Annotated in this window: 18 protein-coding genes; 9 read left to right on the top strand and 9 right to left on the bottom strand. The window is 40.5% G+C overall.

Annotated features, from left to right (window positions below):
* Positions 1-37: 37 nt before the first annotated feature.
* The 3 genes from ACX3PU_RS05540 to ACX3PU_RS05530 form a co-directional block, all read right to left on the bottom strand.
* Positions 38-583, bottom strand: coding sequence for a GNAT family N-acetyltransferase (locus ACX3PU_RS05540; RefSeq protein WP_459083931.1), 546 nt, complete (start codon positions 581-583; stop codon positions 38-40).
* Between the two features lie 52 nt (positions 584-635).
* Positions 636-1682, bottom strand: a complete 1047-nt coding sequence (locus ACX3PU_RS05535) for a bifunctional transcriptional activator/DNA repair enzyme AdaA (RefSeq protein WP_459083930.1) — start codon at positions 1680-1682, stop codon at positions 636-638.
* A 109-nt stretch (positions 1683-1791) separates the two neighbouring features.
* On the bottom strand, positions 1792-2376 hold the full coding sequence (locus tag ACX3PU_RS05530) for a DUF2911 domain-containing protein (RefSeq protein ID WP_459083929.1): 585 nt from the start codon (positions 2374-2376) through the stop codon (positions 1792-1794).
* Between the two features lie 294 nt (positions 2377-2670).
* On the opposite strand from ACX3PU_RS05530, the gene hisG reads away from it, so the two are divergent.
* The 8 genes from hisG to hisIE are packed head-to-tail and all read left to right on the top strand — an operon-like array spanning position 2671 to position 9567.
* Complete coding sequence (hisG, locus tag ACX3PU_RS05525; RefSeq protein WP_459083928.1) at positions 2671-3528, top strand: ATP phosphoribosyltransferase; 858 nt, start codon at positions 2671-2673, stop codon at positions 3526-3528.
* 21 nt (positions 3529-3549) lie between these two features.
* Positions 3550-4836 carry a histidinol dehydrogenase gene (gene hisD, locus ACX3PU_RS05520; protein WP_459083927.1) on the top strand — a complete coding sequence of 429 codons (1287 nt, stop codon included), beginning with the start codon at positions 3550-3552 and terminating at the stop codon, positions 4834-4836.
* Between the two features lie 3 nt (positions 4837-4839).
* Positions 4840-5865, top strand: a complete 1026-nt coding sequence (gene hisC / locus ACX3PU_RS05515; RefSeq protein WP_459083926.1) for a histidinol-phosphate transaminase — start codon at positions 4840-4842, stop codon at positions 5863-5865.
* Positions 5858-6949, top strand: coding sequence for a bifunctional histidinol-phosphatase/imidazoleglycerol-phosphate dehydratase HisB (gene hisB / locus ACX3PU_RS05510; protein ID WP_459083925.1), 1092 nt, complete (start codon positions 5858-5860; stop codon positions 6947-6949). The genes hisC and hisB overlap by 8 nt, the downstream gene beginning before the upstream one ends.
* Positions 6946-7524, top strand: a complete 579-nt coding sequence (gene hisH, locus ACX3PU_RS05505) for an imidazole glycerol phosphate synthase subunit HisH (protein WP_459083923.1) — start codon at positions 6946-6948, stop codon at positions 7522-7524. Before hisB ends, hisH begins: the two co-directional genes overlap by 4 nt.
* Complete coding sequence (hisA, locus tag ACX3PU_RS05500; RefSeq protein ID WP_459083922.1) at positions 7521-8234, top strand: 1-(5-phosphoribosyl)-5-[(5-phosphoribosylamino)methylideneamino]imidazole-4-carboxamide isomerase; 714 nt, start codon at positions 7521-7523, stop codon at positions 8232-8234. Before hisH ends, hisA begins: the two co-directional genes overlap by 4 nt.
* Positions 8228-8983, top strand: a complete 756-nt coding sequence (hisF, locus tag ACX3PU_RS05495) for an imidazole glycerol phosphate synthase subunit HisF (RefSeq protein WP_459083921.1) — start codon at positions 8228-8230, stop codon at positions 8981-8983. Before hisA ends, hisF begins: the two co-directional genes overlap by 7 nt.
* A complete protein-coding gene (gene hisIE, locus ACX3PU_RS05490; RefSeq protein ID WP_459083920.1) occupies positions 8980-9567 on the top strand; it encodes a bifunctional phosphoribosyl-AMP cyclohydrolase/phosphoribosyl-ATP diphosphatase HisIE in 588 nt (195 codons plus the stop codon). Before hisF ends, hisIE begins: the two co-directional genes overlap by 4 nt.
* A gap of 168 nt (positions 9568-9735) precedes the next feature.
* On the opposite strand, the gene carB is transcribed toward hisIE, so the two are convergent.
* From carB to ACX3PU_RS05460, 6 genes are all read right to left on the bottom strand, one after another.
* The gene (carB, locus tag ACX3PU_RS05485) at positions 9736-12915 is read right to left on the bottom strand and encodes a carbamoyl-phosphate synthase large subunit (RefSeq protein ID WP_459083919.1); all 3180 of its coding nucleotides are present in this window, start codon (positions 12913-12915) and stop codon (positions 9736-9738) included.
* 9 nt (positions 12916-12924) lie between these two features.
* The gene (carA, locus tag ACX3PU_RS05480; RefSeq protein ID WP_459083918.1) at positions 12925-14007 is read right to left on the bottom strand and encodes a glutamine-hydrolyzing carbamoyl-phosphate synthase small subunit; all 1083 of its coding nucleotides are present in this window, start codon (positions 14005-14007) and stop codon (positions 12925-12927) included.
* 113 nt (positions 14008-14120) lie between these two features.
* Positions 14121-15020, bottom strand: a complete 900-nt coding sequence (locus ACX3PU_RS05475) for an aspartate carbamoyltransferase catalytic subunit (RefSeq protein WP_459083917.1) — start codon at positions 15018-15020, stop codon at positions 14121-14123.
* Positions 15021-15304: 284 nt separating this feature from the next.
* Positions 15305-15523, bottom strand: a complete 219-nt coding sequence (locus ACX3PU_RS05470; protein ID WP_459083916.1) for a heavy-metal-associated domain-containing protein — start codon at positions 15521-15523, stop codon at positions 15305-15307.
* Positions 15524-15571: 48 nt separating this feature from the next.
* Positions 15572-17983 carry a heavy metal translocating P-type ATPase gene (locus tag ACX3PU_RS05465; RefSeq protein ID WP_459083915.1) on the bottom strand — a complete coding sequence of 804 codons (2412 nt, stop codon included), beginning with the start codon at positions 17981-17983 and terminating at the stop codon, positions 15572-15574.
* Positions 17984-18149: 166 nt separating this feature from the next.
* Positions 18150-18713 carry a helix-turn-helix domain-containing protein gene (locus ACX3PU_RS05460; protein ID WP_459083914.1) on the bottom strand — a complete coding sequence of 188 codons (564 nt, stop codon included), beginning with the start codon at positions 18711-18713 and terminating at the stop codon, positions 18150-18152.
* A gap of 300 nt (positions 18714-19013) precedes the next feature.
* Here ACX3PU_RS05460 and acs point away from each other — a divergent pair, with 300 nt between their 5' ends.
* Positions 19014-20948, top strand: coding sequence for an acetate--CoA ligase (gene acs, locus ACX3PU_RS05455; protein ID WP_459084015.1), 1935 nt, complete (start codon positions 19014-19016; stop codon positions 20946-20948).
* The last annotated feature ends 441 nt before the right edge of the window (positions 20949-21389 follow it).

The following is a 21389-nucleotide window of genomic DNA, read 5'->3' as shown; positions in this document are numbered from 1 at the left end:
ACTTTAGACCGTTTTACTCAAAAGAAAGAAGCGCAAATCAGCTTCTGCTTTTGCGCTTTGTCCAACTGGATTTAGAGATTTCATACTCTATATTGATTTTGGGCGACTCTCCGTGGTACGCTACTTCCAACTCTCGACGCTTTAGGGCTCCCAATTTTTCCATTGCCCGTTTGGATCTCTCATTTTCTCGCCCTACGTGAAACACTACGGTGTCTATGAAATCAAAAATATAGTTGAGCATGGCCTCCTTTACTTCCCGATTTACGCCTTGCCCCCAATGCTTAGGATTGTAAAAGGTATATCCAATTAAGATCTCGCTATTAAGTGGATTGTAATCGTAAAACCGCGTAGAACCAAGTACCACACCGTCCTTTTTTCGAACCACTTTAAAGGCTCCTCCACTTTGGAGAGCCCCTTGAAAGAAGTTCTGAAAAACTTCTCGTTTGTAGCGGTTCGGATTGGGATGTTGACTCCAGGTTTCGGGATCCTTTGCACTGGCATACAAGGCCTCAAAATCGGACTTGGCAAGAGGAACTACTTGGTAGTTCTTTGTATCTAAAGTAGGTTGTAGATTGGGAATCATGGGAAGAGAATTTATCTTTGTTTATTAGAAATACCCGTGAGCTTCAAGGAGATTAAAAAAGAATTGATTTTTCCAATTCTAGTAATTTTTGTTTGCGCCAAATTCCACCGCCATACCCCGTTAAAGTCCCGTCACTTCCAATTACGCGGTGGCAAGGGATTAATATGGAAATCTTATTCATTCCATTTGCATTGGCCACGGCGCGGACTTTCTTCACATCGCCCAAAACTTCCGATTGCCTTCGATAATTCCATGTTTCACCGTAAGGAATCTTCCTTAAAATCTCCCAAACACTTTTCTGAAATTCGGTTCCTACAGGGGAAAGTGGAACCGTAAATTCTTTACGAATCCCTTCAAAATATTCTGAAAGTTCTTTTTCTAAGGTATCAAAATGGGGATTATCCCCTTGAATAATGGTGGCATTGAGGGATTTTGCTAAATCTTTAAATTCAGTTTCCAGCATTCTTCGATCGGTAAATTCGAGCATACAAATGCCCTCTTCGGTTGCCGCTGCATACATGGTTCCTATCGGGGTTTCGATTCTTTTTAAATCAATAATTCTTTGCGCTTTTGAATTTTTCGGAGAAACCCCGAAAATATTTTTGAAACTTTCACTAAATCCACTTAAACTTTCAAAACCACTATCATAAGCTGTTTCCATCACATTTTCTCCTTGTTGCAATTTTTTGAAAGCCGTATTCAAACGAAACATTCTTTGAAATGCCTGAAAGGTCATTCCGTGGTTCTTCTGAAACCATCTTCGCATCGTAGAGGGGTCAATCCCCCGTTTTACCAAATCGTAATCTTTAAATTTTAAAGCAGGGTTTTCCCTTAGTTCCTTCAAAATTTGTTGAATGTACTGGGGAGTTTCATCTGGATTCTCTAGGGGCTTACAAACTTTGCAGGGGCGGTATCCTTTTAAAATTGCATCCTTTGTGTTTTGAAAAAACTCTACGTTTTCGGCTTTAGGTTTTCGGGCGCTGCATGTGGGGCGACAGAAGATTCCTGTGGTCTTCACACCCATCCAAAATACCCCTTCAAAATCTGAATTTTTGTCCAAACTGGCCTGGTACATGATTTGAGAACTTAAGTTTTTCATTGACATTTGCGATTAACTAGTCACAAAGGTAAAAGGCTGAGCCTACAGGTGCAACCGAAAATTAAGCAACTATTTTTTTTGCGATGCTCGTCTTACCTATACCCTTACCTTATTTTGCACGCTCAATCGATCTAATCTCCCCGAGCTTCTCTACAATGGCTTTTGTCTTATCCGCGTTTTGTACACTGACGGGTACCGTAGCGGAAGATTTATCCCATGCAAAGGTTAGATTTGCATGCGTTGTATCCACAGGCTCAATCGAAATGGTAAACCACTCCACTTTCTGAGCTAAGTCCACCTTAGGAACTTTTACACTGTAAAGATCAAGCTCTTTGTTGTATTGGGTTCCCCAACTTTGATAGTCCTTATTTAAGATGACTCGCCACTGCGATTTGGAGGGCTCAATGTAAAGACCATACGTTCCCGCAGGGACATCCACGCCACCAAAGTTCACTTTTTCACCAAAGGTAATTTTTGTCGAGGAATTCGCTCCCGCGCGCCACACAGCATCATAAGGAACTAAGTCTCCAAAAACCACCCGGTCTTTCACCGCCGGACGACCATAGTCTACAGAAATACTGGTTAGAGAAAATTGTTGTTCAATTTTCTGCCTAGGGCTTTGCGCTGGAAGCGTGTACTGCGCCTGAGAAAATAAAAAACCGCAAAGAAAGCTGGTTATAAGAATCTTTTTCATAGAATTGATTTAGGATTTAAAGGTAGTGAATTTTATAGTTTTATTAGAAAACAAAAAAAATAATTGTTTGAATAACAAAAAATTATTTATCTTCGCCCCCTAATTTAAAACACAAAGAATGTTTAATCAATTACATCATCATTTTCATCCTTGCACTCAAGCGAGCTGAGAATGATATGCTGTAAATTCAAAATATCTAAATCTAATCCCGTTTGAGTAAATCAAACGGGATTTTTCTTTTTTACAGGTCATCCCCCATTTAAGATTTACTCAAACATTTAATACTAGTGAAAAATGAGTAAACTTAGAATTGCCATTCAAAAAAGTGGCAGACTTAACGAAAAATCAATCAATCTACTGCAACAATGCGGAATTAAATTTCCAAATGGCGGTGGAAAATTAATCACGGAAGCTACTAATTTTCCAATTGAAATTTTGTTTTTAAGAGATGATGACATTCCCCAATACGTCGAACAACAAGTTGCTGATATAGGCATCATAGGAGAAAATGTTCTGGTTGAAAGTAAAAAGATTATCAATCTCGTTGAAAAGCTTGGTTTTTCTTCCTGCCGGTTGAGTCTGGCAGTTCCTAAAGAAACACAATACGACAGCTTGGAATTTTTCAGAAACAAACGCATCGCAACCTCCTATCCCAATATTTTATTGGAATATTTTCAGAAACAGAATATCGAAGTTACGATAGAAGTTATATCAGGAAGTGTGGAAATTGCACCGGGAATCGGTTTAGCAGACGGTATCTGCGATATTGTAAGCAGCGGTAGCACCCTGCTTTCGAATGGGTTAAAAGAAGTAGAGAAAGTCCTGGTAAGTCAGGCGGTTTTGGTGGCAAATCCTAATTTAGAAGAATCCAAAAAACAGATTTTAGAAAAACTGTTGTTCCGAATCCAGTCCGTTCAGAAAGCCAAAGAAAACAAATACATTTTATTGAATACCCCCGATTCTAAACTGGAAAAAATCAAAACAATTCTTCCAGGAATGAACAGCCCGACCATTCTACCCCTGGCAAGGGAAGGTTGGAGCAGCTTACATTCTGTTATCAGAGAAGACAAATTCTGGGAGATCATAGACGAATTAAAAGAAGCCGGAGCTGAAGGAATTCTCGTCATTCCTATCGAAAAAATGATTGTGTAAACGAACTCAAAAAAAAACATAATGAAATACTTGAATAATCCCTCAAGATCTACATGGCAAAATTTAGCCAAAAGACCTTTGATTGAAAAGAGAAACTTAGATGACACCGTAGCCAATATCATTGACAAAGTACGGACCATGGGCGATGCTGCCCTTCGGGAATTTACCTTAGAATTCGATAAATTCAACTTAGGCAATCTAAAAATAAGTTCCTCCGAAATCGAGCAAGCAAACTCTCAGGTTTCAAACGAACTGAAACAGGCGATTTCTATTGCCTATAACAACATCTACAAATTTCACGCTTCTCAGAAAGTTGCAGAAATACCTGTGGAAACCATGGAAGGTGTGACTTGCTGGAGAAAAAACGTGGCTATAGAAAATGTAGGACTTTATATACCTGGCGGTTCTGCTCCCCTATTTTCAACCCTGCTGATGTTGGCAATTCCTGCACAAATTGCAGGTTGCAAAAACATTGTTTTGTGTACGCCTTGTGATCAAAAGGGAACGATTAATCCAGCCATTTTGTACACCGCTTCCTTTTTGGGTATTAACCAAATTTATAAAATCGGCGGTGCCCAGGCCATCGCTGCCTTGGCTTATGGAACCGCGAGCATTCCTAAAGTAGATAAAATTTTTGGACCCGGTAACCAATATGTAACCAAAGCAAAAGAACTTGTTCAAAAGAACGGCATTGCGATCGATTTGCCTGCAGGACCCAGTGAAGTTTTGGTTATTGCAGATGAAAATGCAGACCCAGAATTTATTGCGGCAGATTTACTTTCACAGGCAGAACACGGAACGGACAGCCAGGTAGTTTTTGCAACGAATTATAAACCCCTTATCGAGCAAGTAAATCTTGCTTTGGAAAAGCAATTGAGTACTTTATCAAGAGCTGATCTCGCAAGAAAAACATTGGAAAACAGCTTTTCCGTATGGTTCAATTCAGTGGAGGAATGTATCGATTTTAGCAATAATTATGCTCCTGAACATTTGATTTTGGCCCTTGAAAACGCAGAAGAATATGGTGATAAAATTCAAAATGCAGGTTCCGTTTTTCTTGGAAATTACTCCTGTGAAAGTGCCGGAGATTATGCAAGTGGAACCAATCACACATTGCCAACCAATGGGTATGCCAAGAGTTATAGCGGTGTTTCGTACGATAGCTTCGTAAAGAAAATCACGTTTCAAAATATCACCCCAAAAGGTCTTCAAAACATTGGGGCTACCGTAGAAATTATGGCAGAGGCAGAACAATTAACCGCACATAAAAACGCTGTGAGCATCCGACTTAAGAAATTAAACAAGTAGACTATGGAAAATTTAATCAGAAAAAACATCCGTACTCTTGCTCCCTATTCAAGTGCGAGAGAGGATTACTCCGAAAAGCAAGGCGTTTTTCTGGATGCAAATGAAAATCCATTCGGCATTTACAACCGCTATCCAGATCCTTACCAAAAAGCATTAAAAGAGCGATTGTCAGAGATTAAAAACATTCCGTCCAAGCGAATCTTTATCGGAAACGGAAGCGATGAAATAATTGATATTGCTTTGCGTATTTTTTGCGAACCCAACCAGGACAAAGCCTTGACATTTACACCTACTTATGGCATGTATGAAGTTTCGGCAAATATCAATGCGGTGCAGCTCATCAAGCTTCCCTTGAACGAAGAATTTCAGATAGACAGAAAAACGATTGAATCTTGGTTATCAGATCCAAATTTGAAATTAATTTTTATCTGCTCGCCTAACAACCCCACAGGAAATCTCATCAATCCAACGGACATTGAATTTATTTTACAACAATTCAATGGAATTGTCATCCTTGATGAAGCTTATATCGATTTTTGCGATCAAGTTTCGTTTCTGGAAAAATTGACTCAATATCCTAATTTAATTATCAGCCAAACACTAAGCAAGGCATGGGGACTGGCAGGAATCCGCCTTGGGATTGCTTATATGAACGAACCTGTATTGTCCTATTTCAATAAAGTGAAAGCACCATACAATGTCAGTGCCATCAATCAGAAAATAGCGCTAGATGCGTTGACTAAATTGGAAGAATACGAGAAAAACAGAAGCGAAATTCTTAAAGCAAAATCCAACCTTTTAACGGAATTACAAGGAATAAAAATCATCTCTAAAATTTATCCCTCCGAGGCCAATTTTCTATTGGTTGAAGTAAACGATGCAAATGACGTGTATACTCAATTGATAAAAAAACAAATAATTACCCGAAACAGAAATATCGCAATTCCAAACTGTCTTCGAATAACGGTTGGAGCCCAGGAGGAGAATCAAAAATTAATAACCGCTTTAAAACAAATCAGCAATGGCTAAAAAAGTATTATTTATAGACCGAGATGGCACCCTCATCGAAGAGCCGGCAGATTTTCAGATTGACCGCTTTGAGAAATTGCAATTTTTACCGTTTGCTATTAGTTGTTTATCCAAAATAGCCCGGGAATTGGATTTCGAATTGGTAATGGTGAGCAATCAAGACGGTTTGGGAACGGATTCTTTTCCCGAAACCACCTTCTACCCTGTCCAGAATTTTATACTTCAAACTTTGAAAGATGAAGGTGTACTCTTTAAGGACGTCTATATTGACGCGTCGTTTGAATACGAAAACAAACCTACCCGAAAACCTCAAACGGGCATGCTTGGCAAGTATATTTACGGCAATTACGACCTGCGAAATTCCTTTGTAATCGGCGATAGAAAAACCGATGTGCAACTTGCAGAAAATCTTGGAACACAGTCCATCTTTATCAGTGAAAATACTGTGGTAGATGCCACCTTCACGACTACCGATTGGAATAAAATTTATAATTTTTTAAAAAATCAACCCCGAACCGGAAAAACTCAACGCAAAACTTCTGAAACGGACATTTCGGTTGAAGTAAATCTGGACGGAACAGGAAAATCCGCTATACAAACAGGATTGCCCTTTTTCGACCATATGTTGGAGCAGCTCTCCAAACACGGTAATTTGGATTTGAATATACAGGTAAAAGGAGATTTGGAAATAGACGAACACCACACAATAGAAGATACAGCCCTTGCTTTGGGAGATGCATTTTTGCAGGCATTAGGGAATAAGAAAGCAATAGAACGCTACGGATTTTTACTGCCTATGGATGATTGTTTGGCTCAGGTCGCAATTGATTTTGGTGGTCGTCCCTGGCTGGTGTGGGAAACGGAATTCAAACGAGAAAAAATAGGCGATTTGCCCACAGAAATGTTTTTTCATTTTTTCAAATCTTTCAGTGACCAGGCCCGGTGCAATCTGAACATAAAAGCAGAGGGAACCAACGAACATCACAAGATAGAATCCATTTTCAAAGCCTTTGCGAAAGCAATAAAAATGGCAGTAAGTAAGACAGAAAATCACCACATTCCAAGCACAAAAGGAACCCTATGATCGCTATTTTAAGATACAATGCAGGCAATACCACTTCGGTAGAAAACGCCATAAAAAGTTTGGGTTATAAACCCCTTGTAACCGATGATATTGCACTTTTGCAATCCGCCGAAAAAGTGATTTTTCCGGGCGTTGGAGAAGCGGGTTCCGCAATGAAATATTTAAGGGAAAGAGGTTTAGATGAAGTAATAAAAAATCTAAAACAACCTGTTTTGGGAATTTGCCTGGGCATGCAATTGTTGTGCGAGTTTTCAGAAGAAGGAAATACCGACGGATTGGGAATTTTCAAAACAAAGGTTCGAAAATTTCCTCCTGAAGATTTAGTCCCCCATATGGGTTGGAATAATTTCACCGCTGTCAAAAGAGAATTGTTTCAAGATATTTCGTCAGAAAACGATTGCTATTTTGTCCATCTTTTTTATGCCGAATTATGTTCACACACAGTGGCTACAACCCACTATATCTTACCCTTCAGTGCTGCTTTGCAAAAGGATAATTTTTATGCTACTCAATTTCATCCCGAAAAATCGGCCTCAACAGGGTTACAAATTTTAAAAAACTTTCTTGAATTATGAGAATTATTCCCGCTATAGATATAATTGACGGTAAATGTGTTCGACTGACTAGAGGCGATTACAATCAGCAAAAGATATACAATGAAAATCCGTTGGAAGTGGCCAGAATGTTTGAAGATTTTGGAATCAATTATTTACATCTGGTCGATTTGAATGGAGCAAAATCAGGGCAGATTGTCAATTACAAAACTTTGGAATTGCTGGCTGCAAAAACCAATCTGCAAATTGATTTCGGTGGTGGAATAAAATCTCTGAATGATGTTGAAACGGCCTTTAATGCGGGTGCTAAACAAATTACAGTGGGAAGCATTGCTGTCCAAAAACCCGAATGGATGATAGACTGGCTAGAACGCATTGGAGCCGATAAAATTATTCTGGGAGCGGATTGTAAAAATCGAAAAATAGCGACCCACGGCTGGCTAAGAAACAGCGAATTAGATGTTTTGACATTCATTACAGAATATGCAGAAAAAGGAGCAAAATACAGCATTGTAACGGATATAGACAAAGACGGGATGCTTTCCGGACCTGCTTGTGGATTGTACGAAGAAATTTTATCTGAAACTAAAATACAACTAATCGCAAGTGGTGGCATTACTACAATTCAAGACCTGATACAACTCAAAGAAATGGGGTGTGAAGGAGCGATCATAGGAAAAGCTATATATGAACAAACAATTCAATTAAAAGAAATATCGCAATTATGTTGAAGAAAAGAATCATTCCTTGTCTGGACATCAAAGACGGACGAGCCGTAAAAGGCATCAACTTCGAAGCGATTCGGGATGCGGGTGACCCGATAGAACTGGCTCGGCGGTATGTGGAAGAAGGGGCTGATGAACTGGTGTTTTTAGATATCACTGCTACATTGGAAAAACGTAGAACACTTCTACAGCTGGTCAATCGCATTGCTTCGAAAATCAACATTCCGTTTACCGTCGGTGGAGGTATTAACAGTATAGAAGATGCAAAAATGATTATTGATGCAGGTGCCGATAAAATAAGTGTGAATTCGGCTGCGATTCTGAATCCTGAACTCATCAGTGAAATTGCCAATGAATTCGGAAATCAATGTGTGGTTTTGGCTATCGATACAAAATTTATTGATGGAAAATGGATTGTTTTCCGAAGCGGTGGAAAAATTGAAACCGGATGGAATGCGGTGCAATGGGCTCAAGAAGGTGTTAGACTTGGAGCAGGAGAAATCCTGCTTACTTCTATGAACAATGACGGTACAAAATCGGGTTTTGCGTTAAACATTACAAAACAAATCTCCGAAAGCGTCTCTGTACCCGTGATCGCTTCAGGAGGAGCAGGATGTATGCAAGATTTTGCAAATGTTTTAAACCACACAAAAGCCACAGGAGCTTTAGCCGCAAGTGTTTTTCATTACGGACAAATTTCCATTCCTGAACTCAAACAATTTTTAAACTCACAAAATATTCCGGTCAAATTATGAACATAGATTTTAACAAAGGCAACGGACTGATCCCTGTTATTATTCAAAATGCCATTAGCATGGAGGTATTGATGCTTGGTTTTATGAATCAAGAAGCATACAATCAAACGGTTGAAAAACGAAAAGTCACATTTTTCAGCCGAAGTAAAAACCGCTTATGGACGAAAGGAGAAACGTCTGGAAATTTTCTGGTCGTAGAAACCATCCGTTTGGATTGCGACCAGGATACCTTACTTATTATGGCAAATCCAATGGGACCTACTTGTCATACGGGCGATACATCTTGTTTCAACTCAGGATCTTCAAAAGGTTTTTTGTACCAACTGGAACAAACGATTCACAAAAGAATTGATAATAACGTAGAAACTTCTAATACCAACACATTGTACAAAAGAGGTATCAATAAGGTAGCTCAAAAAGTGGGTGAAGAAGCTGTAGAACTAGTGATAGAAGCAAAAGACGATAATGAGAAATTATTTAAAAACGAAGCAGCGGATTTATTGTATCATTTTTTGATTTTATTGAAAGCTAAAGATCTTTCCTTGGAAGAAATAGAACGTGTCTTGTCCGAAAGAAATAAATAAGACCCTTAATCCTAAATTCGCAAAAACGAAATAGGATCGTAATTTCTGAACTTTATGAATTCGGTCTTCAATGACCCTAATTTCTAGTTCAGTTTGAAATACTTTTGCCTTTAAACGACACATCCCTCGCGAATGCGAAGGATGTGCTATTTATTATGAGGGTGTTTTTTACATAGGTTGCATCTTGAAACTCATACTCTCAATCACTTTGAGTATTGCCTCTACCGTGTCCATGGAAGTAAGACAAGGTACTCCATTCTCCACACTCATACGGCGGATTTGGAATCCATCTCGTTCGGCTTGTTTTCCTTTCGTGGTTGTATTCACTACGTATTGAACTTTTCCTTTTTGAATAAGGTCAATTAGGTTGACATCTTCCTGTCCAATTTTATAGCCTATTTTTACTGGGATACCGACTTCCTGAAAGTATTTTGCAGTCCCCTGAGTGGCCCAAATTCTAAAGCCTACTTCGTGGAAACGACGTGCAAAAACGGCCGCTTCTTCCTTGTGTTTGTCAGCTACTGTAAAGAGAATCGCGCCGTGAAGTGGAACACGTCGACCTGCTGCGATAAAGCCTTTGTAAAGTGCTTTTTCTAAAGTCGTGTCTTTCCCCATGACCTCCCCAGTAGATTTCATTTCAGGGCCTAATGAAGTATCAACCTTGGTTAACTTAGAAAAGGAGAAGACAGGAACTTTTACATACACTCCCTCTTTTGCCTCTACCAGTCCACTTTCGTAGCCCAGTGATTTTAAGCTCTCTCCAAGAATCACTTTGGTGGCTAAATTCGCCATAGGTACCTCTGTGATTTTTGACAAAAATGGTACGGTACGAGACGATCTTGGATTTACTTCGATGACGTAAACCTGATCTTCAAATAAGACGTACTGAACATTCATTAATCCAATGACGCCAAGACCTTTCGCTAAACGCTCTGTGTAATCAATCAATTGTGCCATGCACTTTTCGTTGATATTCTGCGGAGGATACACCGCAATGGAATCCCCAGAGTGAACTCCTGCGCGCTCAATATGCTCCATAATTCCTGGAATCACGACCGTTTCTCCGTCGCAAATGGCGTCTACCTCAACTTCTTTTCCGGTCATGTATTTATCGACCAAAACGGGATGTTCAGGACTGGCTTCTACCGCATTTTCCATATAGTGCGCTAGTTCCGTTTCGTTGTATACAATTTCCATCGCGCGCCCACCTAAAACGTAACTTGGACGCACTAAAACAGGATATCCAATCGAATCTGCGATTTCAATGGCTCCTTCTTTCGAAAAGGAGGTTCTTCCTTTGGGCATCGGAATGCCCATTTCCTGCAGTGCTTTTTCAAATTTATCCCGGTTCTCAGAACGGTCTAAGTCTTCTAAACTGGTTCCTAGAATCTGAACGCCATGACTTGCTAGTTTGTCCGCAAGGTTGATAGCGGTTTGTCCACCAAATTGAACAATGACCCCTTTGGGTTTTTCTAGCTCAATAATATTCATCACGTCTTCTTCGGTCAAAGGCTCAAAGTAGAGTTTGTCTGAGATCGAAAAATCGGTGGAAACCGTTTCCGGGTTGTTATTGATAATGATGGATTCGTACCCCATTTGCTTAATGGCCCATACACTGTGTACGGTCGCGTAATCAAACTCAACTCCTTGCCCAATACGGATAGGTCCAGAACCCAGTACAATGATTTTTTCTTTGCCGCTTCGTACACTTTCGTTTTCTTGTTCGTAGGTTCCGTAGAAATACGGAGTTTCGCTTTCAAATTCAGCTGCGCACGTATCTACCATTTTGTAGACCGGCATAAGTCCACTTCTTTTTCTAAACTCGAAAACTTCTCTTTGGGTGATTCCCCAGAGAAACGCAATGTTTTTATCCGAAAACCCTAATTTTTTTGCATCGTTTAAAACCTCAAGATCCATTTTGCTGCTGGAAATGGTCTTTTCAAAATCCACTAATTTTTTTAGCTTCCAAATGAAGAACGGATCAATTTTACTCCATTCTACAATTTGCATCCAGTCGTATCCACGTCTTAGCGCTTCACCGATGACAAAGAGTCTTTCGTCATCACATACTCGAATGCGTCTTTCAATATCTTCCGGCGTTAACTCCTGTGCTTGTTTTTGCTTAAGTCCTAAGTGGCGAATACCCGTCTCAAGAGAACGAATCGCTTTTTGAATACTTTCTTCAAAGGTTCTTCCGATTGCCATAACCTCCCCTGTAGCCTTCATTTGAGTAGAGAGACGACGGTCTGCCGTTTCGAATTTATCAAATGGGAACCTAGGAATTTTGGTCACCACGTAATCCAGTGCAGGTTCAAAACAGGCATAGGTTTTTCCAGTGACAGGGTTCATCATTTCATCTAAGGTTAACCCCACGGCAATCTTCGCTGCTAATTTCGCAATCGGATACCCGGTCGCTTTGCTGGCTAAAGCAGAAGAACGCGATACCCTCGGATTCACCTCAATGATATAATAGTTGAAGGAATGAGGATCTAAGGCCAATTGCACGTTACAGCCTCCTTCGATGCCAAGGGCACGAATAATTTTTAAAGAAGCATTTCGAAGCAGTTGATACTCTCTGTCGGATAGCGTTTGTGAAGGAGCCACTACGATACTATCGCCTGTATGGACTCCTACAGGATCAATGTTTTCCATGTTACAAACCACAATTGCATTGTCGTTTGCATCTCTCATCACCTCGTATTCAATTTCTTTAAATCCCGCAATCGAACGCTCAATTAAACATTGAGTTACTGGCGAATATTTAAGTCCTAATTCTGTGATTTCTTTTAATTGGGCTTCTGTATCTGCAATTCCTCCCCCGGTTCCTCCCATCGTAAAGGCAGGACGAACAATTACAGGATACCCTATTTTATTTGCAAACGAAATGGCTCCTTCTACGGTGGTGACAATGTCACTCTCTGGAACCGGCTCGTTTAACTCGTTCATTAATTCTCGGAAAAGATCTCTATCCTCTGCTTTGTTGATGGCAGAAAGTTTGGTTCCAAGAACCTCCACTTCACACTCTTCTAAGATTCCTGATTTTTCTAATTCAATCGCCATATTCAGACCAATTTGCCCTCCTAAGGTAGGAAGTAAGGCGTCCGGTCTTTCTTTGCGAATAATGTGACTTACAAAAGGAAGGGAAATAGGTTCAATGTATACTTTGTCCGCAATTTCCACATCGGTCATAATCGTAGCGGGATTGGAATTAATTAAAATTACGCGGTATCCCTCCTCCCTTAGTGCCAAACAGGCCTGGGTTCCTGCATAATCAAATTCTGCCGCTTGTCCAATAATAATCGGACCTGAGCCAATTACTAAAATCGTTTTTATATCCGTTCTCTTCATTTTCTTGTCTTAAGCTCTTTTCGTTGTAAACGCCTCCATTAGGCTGATAAATTCATCAAATAAATAATTTGCATCTTCTGGACCTGGACTGGCCTCTGGGTGATACTGTACCGAGAAACAAGGAAATTCCGTGTGACGAACTCCTTCGTTTGTTCGGTCGTTTAAGGCCACGTGCGTTTCCACAAGGCCTGTGCCTTCCAAACTCGCAGAATCCACTGCGTATCCGTGGTTTTGAGAAGTAATTGCTACGGTGTTTCGTTCTAAATCCAGTACAGGATGGTTTGCTCCTCTGTGTCCGAATTTCAGCTTAAAGGTTTTGGCTCCACAAGCTAAAGAAATGAGCTGATGCCCTAGACAGATTCCAAAGATAGGCACCTTGCCTAAGAGTCCTTGAATCATCTCCTGCGCCCCCACCACGTCCTGGGGATCGCCAGGTCCATTGGTTAGCATCACTCCGTCGGGATGCAAAGCTAAAATTTCAGAAGCGGACGCGTTTTGATTCACCACAATAATATCGCAGTCTCTATGGGAGAGTTCTCGAATGATACCAAGTTTCGCTCCAAAATCAACGACTACAACTCTAAAACCTCTACCTGGTGCCGCATAAGGTGTTTTTGTAGAAACCTGCTCCACTAATTTTTTTTCAATTTCAAGCGCCTTTAATTCCGCCACTATCTCGCTTTCATTGGCATCAAAGTTTGCAATTCGTCCTCTTAACGTTCCTTTGTCTCTGATGAGTCTTGTCAATTGTCGGGTGTCAATGCCTTGAATCCCAGAAATATTTTTCGATTTTAAGAGCTCATCAAGCGACATTTGACTTCTAAAATTAGAAGGATAATCACAAAGCTCTTTGACCACCAAACCTTTGATTCCCGGTTCAATGCTTTCAAAATCGTCACGGTTGATTCCGTAATTCCCAATTAAAGGATATGTCATGGTCACAATCTGACCGCAATACGAAGGATCGGAAATTAATTCCTGATACCCCGTCATTCCTGTGTTAAACACCACTTCACCCTCGCTCAATAAATCCGCACCAAATCCAATGCCGTGAAAAACCTCGCCCGATTCTAATACTAATTTCTTTTTCATTCTCTTTTTTTAGCGCGTCTTTGGCAAGACTTGCTTTCTTTATTGTATGATTACTTTTCCTTTCTGTCGCTTTCGTCTGCTTCTCTCTTCAGACCTTAGCACCTCTACCTTTTTTAGCTGTACGTTTCAAACTCAAATCCTTGCAATTCAAGCTCATGCTTTAAAATCGCCATGCGCGTATACACGCCGTTTTCAATTTGTTTGAAAATTCTTGATTTTTCGCTATCCACAAGTTCGCTTTCCATCTCCACTCCTCTATTCACAGGCCCAGGATGCATCACAATTGCATTGGGTTTCATAGCCTCCATGCGGGCTTTTGTGAGTCCGTATTTCGATAAGTACTCTGCATTTGAAATGGGATGTTTCGTCGTATGTCTCTCGTGTTGAATACGTAGCATAATTAACACATCGACTTCTGGAATTAAGTGATCAAAATTTCGGTACGTTCCGTTCATCATGGCTCCTTGGTCGAACCAATCTTCCGGTCCTGAAAAATGCACTTTTGCTCCCAATCGTCTAAGCGCTTCTGCATCAGAGTTTGCCACTCGAGAGTGCTTTACATCTCCAACAATTCCTACGGTGAGTCCTTCAAAACTTCCAAACTCTTGTTTGATCGTGACCAAATCCAATAGACCTTGGCTTGGATGATGGCCGGTTCCGTCCCCTGCGTTCACAATCCCGATTTCAATGGACTTTAAATCTTCGTAATAATTATCGTCTGGATGTCGGATCACAAGTAAATCAAGCCCTAAAGCTTTTAGAGTCTTCACTGTATCGAATAGCGTTTCTCCTTTGTTGAGTGAGCTGGTTTGAACCGCAAAAGGAATCACTTCCAGTCCTAGTTTGCGCTCGGCCATTTCAAAACTCACAACGGTTCGAGTACTGTTTTCAAAAAATAAGTTGGCCACAAAAATGGGCTGTTTTGCACGTATTTTCGTTCCCTTAGCAAATGCCAAGCTATCTTCAAGGATCCTCTCAATGGATTCTTTGCTGAGTTTTGAAAGTTTTATCATTTTGAATTAAAATTTCTCCTTAAAATTACAAAAAAAAACGAAGCCAAAAAGACTTCGTTCGTTATAAAAAATATGTTTCCTGAGGCATCCATGCCTCTTGATTTGCGATCAAAATGTAGCGTTTTACACATTGAGTGCAAAGATAGAAATTAATTTGAAAAGTAAAAAATTGTGAGGCGATAAATTTTCTTTCCCCCTCAATTTTTTCTATTTCTGTCTCCATCTCGTCTTAAAAAACTTCGGCCGCTGTGGGAAACGTGCACCCTTAAGGGGGGGGCTATCGCTTAAGAAATCGATTCTACTTCGAATCCTTTTGCTTTTACAATATCCATCACCTCCTTCTCAGTAATCCCACTCGATTCTACTGTAAGAATCTTGTCTGGATTCGAGGTATCTACATTCCATTTTTCAATCCCAGAGGCAGAGTCTAAATCGCCTTGCACTTTAGAGACGCACCCTCCACAATCTAAGGTGGTTTTAAATTTAAATTCTTTGTTTTCCATTGTTCTATTGATTATTTTAAAATTATTATTGCTTAATTCTACAGGTATTTACTTTTTCCACTTGAGGCGCAAACTATTGCTTACGACACTTACGCTACTTAGCGCCATGGCCGCTCCAGCAAGCATTGGATTCAGAAGAAAACCATTGATAGGATACAAGATTCCTGCTGCAATTGGAATGCCAATTAAGTTGTAGATAAACGCCCAGAATAAGTTTTGCTTAATGGTAGCCACGGTTTGTTTAGAGAGTTTTATCGCCTGAGGAATTTTGAGTAGATCAGAAGAGATAATGGTCATTTTAGCCACATCCATTGCAATGTCAGATCCTTTCCCCATGGCAATACTTACGTCTGCCGTGGCAAGAGCAGTACTGTCATTAATTCCATCCCCAACCATGGCCACGATTTTCCCTTCGCTTTGGAGTTTTTTCACAAAGTCCGCTTTGTCCTGAGGCATCACCTGAGCTTTGTAGTTTGCAATGCCGGTTTGCTTTGCAATGGCCTTCGCCGTTGCCTCGTTATCTCCTGTCAGCATGTAGAGCTCGATGCCCATTTTATTTATTTGCTCGATGGCTTGCACCGAGGTTTCTTTGATTTTATCTGAAATGGCTAGCACAGCAAGCGCCTGATGCTCATTTGCAAACCAAATTACGCTTTGTGACTGCTCAGCCCAGTTCTGCGCATACTGCTTTAAACTTGGGCTTATTTCAATCTTATGATCAGTAAGCAATTTTAAATTGCCCACGAAATAACTCTCCTTCTCATAAAGCGCTTTTGCACCCTGTCCAGTAATACTTTCAAAATTGGAGATTTCTATTTGTGGAGAGCCCTGCAAATACTTCACTACGGCGTCCGCGAGCGGATGCTCAGACTGCTTTTCAAGACTAAGCAAAACGGCTTTCTTGTCCTTTTGCCCTTCAAGCCACTCTGAGGCGGTTACCTGAGGTCTCCCCTCGGTAATGGTTCCGGTTTTGTCAAGGATGATGGCATTCACTTTTTTGGCAAGCTCAAGACTTTGTGCATCTTTAATTAAAATTCCATTTTCAGCACCTTTTCCTACGCCCACCATAATGGCTGTCGGCGTGGCAAGTCCAAGTGCGCAAGGACAGGCAATCACAAGTACGGTAATGGCCGCAAGCAGCCCTTGTACCACACCGTTTTCTCCTCCGAGTACGAGCCAGAGTCCAAAGGTTACAAGCGCAATCCCGATCACCACAGGCACAAAGACACTTGCGATTTTGTCAACCAACTTCTGCACCGGAGCTTTGCTTCCCTGGGCATCTTGTACGGTCTTAATAATATGAGCAAGCATCGTATCTTTCCCTACTTTTTGGGCTTTGAATTGAAAACTTCCTTTTTGGTTGATGGTTCCTGCGTAGACCGATTCATTCTCACTCTTTTGAACCGGAACAGGCTCTCCACTGAGCATGCTTTCGTCCACATAGGAATTGCCTACGGACACGATTCCATCCACTGCAATTTTTTCTCCGGGCTTTACTAAAATTTCATCGCCCACTAGCACCTCTTCAATCGGTATTTCTCTCTGCGTTTTGTCTGGGGAAATCACAATTACAGATTTAGGTTGTAGTCCCATCAGGTTCTTAATTGCACTAGAGGTATTGCCTTTTGCTCTTTCCTCTAGTAGCTTCCCAAGCAGGATAAAGGCTATAATAACTGCAGCCGCTTCAAAATAGACGTGCGCCTCAAGCCCACGACTGGTCCAAAACTCAGGGAAGAGCAGAGTGAATACACTAAACAGGTAGGCAATCCCTGTACTGAGTGCCACAAGTGTATCCATATTGGCGGATTTGTGCTTTAATTGTTTCCAAGCTCCGATAAAAAAATCTCTACCGAGCCATAGAACCACCGGGGTGGAAAAAAGCCACATAATTTCGTTTCCATAGGGCATGTCCATATAAAACATCCCAATGAAAACCACCGGTAAAGACAAGAGGACCGCCCAAAGCGTTTTTTGCTTCAGGGTTTTGTACTTTTTCTCCTGAATCTTCTCTAAGGTTTCATTTACTGAGGATTCCTCTTCGATGAGAAGATCGTATCCTCCGTTTTGAAGTGCCTTTTTGAGCTTTAGAAGATCGGTTGTACCCGGCAAATACTCTAAAACCAAATTTCCGGTTCCATAGTTCACGGATGCATCCACCACTCCAGGTTGCATTTTTATGATGTTTTGTGCACTGCTAGCGCACGAAGCGCAGGTCATCTCTAGTACGGGAACCGTGGCCTTTATGGTAGTCACGCCGTATCCAAGGTCTTTAATCGCTTGTACAGCTCTAGTGACCGCTTCGTTATTTTCAGTCGTCAATACCGCCCTGCGATTATTAAGTTCGACTTTATGACTCTCCACTCCGTTTACTTGCGAGAGTCCCTTGTCCACTATAAGAGCGCAGTGTTCACTATCTACATCTTCAAGGGGAAGATAAATTAATTCTTTATTTGTAGCCATTGCTTTACTAGGTTTGTTTACAATGCAAAGATGCGACATCCTCTGGGGAGAAAGGTTGTAGTTTTGTGGAATTGAATTGTAAGATTATAGAAGGAATCAGAAAAGGGATTCCAAAAATAGAAGGACTAAATCCTTATTTCTAACCTAATGGCCCTGCATTTTTAACCTAAATTGAATCGAGGGATTTTCTTTGGTTTGTTTTCTCTTTTTTAAATTCACTGGGAGAGAACCCTGTGATTTTCTTAAATTGATTGCTTAAATACGCAACACTCGAATAATTTAATTGGTCCGCAATCTCACTTAAAGTTAACTCATCATAGACCAATAGCTCTTTTACCTTTTCTATCTTTTGCGCGATAAAATACTTTTCAATGGTGGTTTTCTCTAATTCGGAAAACAAATTAGAAAGGTAACTATAGTCATGGTTTAGTTGCTCGCTTAAAAGAGTGGACAAGTTCGTTTTGTTCTCATTGTCTTTGGTATGAACGAGCTCAATAATGATCGTCTTAATGCCTTCTATTAGCTGTTTCTTTTTGTCATCGATTATCTCAAACCCTAAAGGTTTTAAAGAGGCATCTAAGGCTTTTCTTTGGTCCGGACTTAGTTCCCTTAGGAGCTCTGCCTCTCCTAGTTTTACTTCTTTAGCTTCGAGCCCTAGCTTTTCAAGTTCCCCTTGTACCACCAAGATACAACGATCACACACCATGTTTTTTATATAAATTTGGGCCATAATAGATAAATCTAAACGAGATACAAAAGTACAACTATCTTTTCCGAATCCGAAATACCAAAACAAAGACTCTCTTTTAAGTAGTACAGCGCGGCACTTGTCTTTATGTTTTTCTATTCAACTCTAGCCTATCTAGCTTAAAATAAGAACATATCCCATTCTCGAAAAGACCTTAAACTTCAGTATACACGGGCCCTTTTCATGGGTGCTCGTGTAGGGCTCTGTTTTTTTTCTACGAAATCCCCCTCGCAAAAGCTGCGATAAATTAAAAATAATGCTAATTTTAAAAACACAAACGAAATCCAATTCACTCAAGAAAATAATAAAATGAAAAATTTTTATATCGACGACCTTCCCGATTATTTTAAGCAATACAAGAAATCCATCAAAAATCCTAAGAAATTCTGGGATCAAGTCGCAGACGAAGGCTTCGTTTGGTACCAGCGTTGGACGAAAGTTCTTGAATTTGACATGGAAGAAGCAAAGATCAAATGGTTCAAAAATGCGAAGCTAAACATCACAAAGAATTGCATTGACCGTCATTTGCAAGTCCGAGGGGACAAAACAGCGATTCTGTTTGAACCTAACGACCCAAAAGAACCCGCGCAGCACATTTCGTATAAGGAACTGCATGAAAGGGTTTGCAAGATGGCAAATGTACTAAAGGACCAAGGCGTCGAGAAAGGAGACCGCGTCTGCATTTACCTTCCTATGATTCCGGAACTTGCTGTAACCATGCTTGCCTGCGCAAGACTTGGAGCCGTGCATTCCGTTATTTTTGCTGGATTTTCAGATTTGGCGCTTTCCTCCCGAATGAACGATTGTGAGGCGAAACTTTTAATTTGTTCAGACGGTAGTTTTCGAGGTTCTAAATCGATTGATTTGAAAGGAATCGTAGACAAAGCGCTTGAAAAATCGCCAGGAATCAAAAGAGTATTGGTTGTAAAAAGAACGGGCACTGAGGTGAGCATGAAAGAAGGAAGAGACTTATGGCTCGAGCCTCTCTACAAGGAGGCTTCCATCGATTTTGTTTCTAGAATTATGGATGCGGAAGATCCTTTGTTTATTTTATACACTTCGGGTTCCACCGGCAAACCCAAAGGAATGCTTCATACCACCGCGGGATACATGGTTTATTGTGGGTATACCTTTAAAAATGTTTTTAATTACAAAGAAAACGACATTTATTGGTGTACAGCGGACATAGGCTGGATCACGGGACACTCTTACATACTTTACGGTCCGCTTTCCTGTGGTGCTACCACCGTATTGTTCGAAGGAGTCCCTACTTACCCCGAGCCGGACCGTTTTTGGGAAGTCATTGAAAAGCATAAAATAACTCAGTTCTATACCGCCCCTACCGCTATTCGTTCTTTGGCTAAGGAAAGCACCGATTGGGTAGAAAAGCATGATTTGAGCTCACTGCGTGTAATTGGATCCGTGGGTGAACCCATTAACGACGAAGCCTGGCATTGGTACAACGACCATGTAGGAAACAAAAAATGTCCCATTGTCGATACTTGGTGGCAAACGGAAACTGGCGGAATCCTGATCTCTCCGATTCCTTTTGTAACCCCAACCAAACCCACCTATGCGACTTTGCCTCTACCTGGAATACAGCCTGTCCTAATGGATGAAAAACGAAATGAAATCACAGGGAACCAAGTAGACGGAAACCTTTGCATTCGATTTCCATGGCCCGGCATTGCGCGTACCATTTGGAAAGACCATCAAAGGTATAAAGAAACTTATTTCACGGCCTTTCCTGGTAAATATTTCACCGGAGATGGAGCCTTACGAGACGAAACGGGATACTACCGTATTACGGGACGTGTAGACGATGTTATTATTGTCTCTGGACATAATTTAGGAACCGCTCCGATTGAAGCCAGCATTAACCAACATCCCGCTGTAGCGGAATCGGCCATCACCGGGTTTCCACACGAGATCAAGGGCAGTGGGCTCTACGCCTTTGTAACACTCAAAGAAAGTGGAGAATCCCGTGATCGGGAAAATCTTAAAAAAGAAATCAACATGTTGATTTCAGACAGCGTGGGACCTATTGCCAAACTAGATAAGATTCAATTTGTCTCCTCTCTCCCCAAAACAAGATCAGGGAAAATTATGCGACGCATTTTACGTAAAATAGCACAAGGAGAACAAAGTGATTTTGGTGATATTTCCACTTTACTCAATCCAGAAGTTGTCGAAGAGATCAAGAATGAAAAAGAATAAACTAGCACGCGGATCTTCCCACTAAGCAGATAATGACCTTATTTGAGCTTTGTATTTCTTTTTTTGAATGAATTATTTTTCATCCAAAGGAACTTAAAAATCGGCAATTGCAAGGATTGCTTGTCTCTCTTCAAATGAAAAGGACTTTCCTTCAAACTTTTTACAAAGCAAAAGACTAAAAATTACGATTTTGTTATTATAGAGGCGCTATATTATTAATTATTTGTTAAATCTATTAGAAACTGTTAAAACTTTCTATTTTTGGCTGTAGTTTTGCACCGATTTAAAAGAACATACGTTAAAGATCCAAATAACAGTGTTTTTCTTATCAAATTAAATTTTTTCAATACGGTCCACTTGAGTGCAAGTGGACTTTTTTCTTTTCAAACCTCTGGGTTTTTCTACCCACTTTTTTGCCAAAATTCTAATGGACTCCTAGAC

This window comes from Chryseobacterium sp. A301, assembly GCF_054489425.1.
This window is presented reverse-complemented; position numbering and strand designations above follow the sequence as displayed.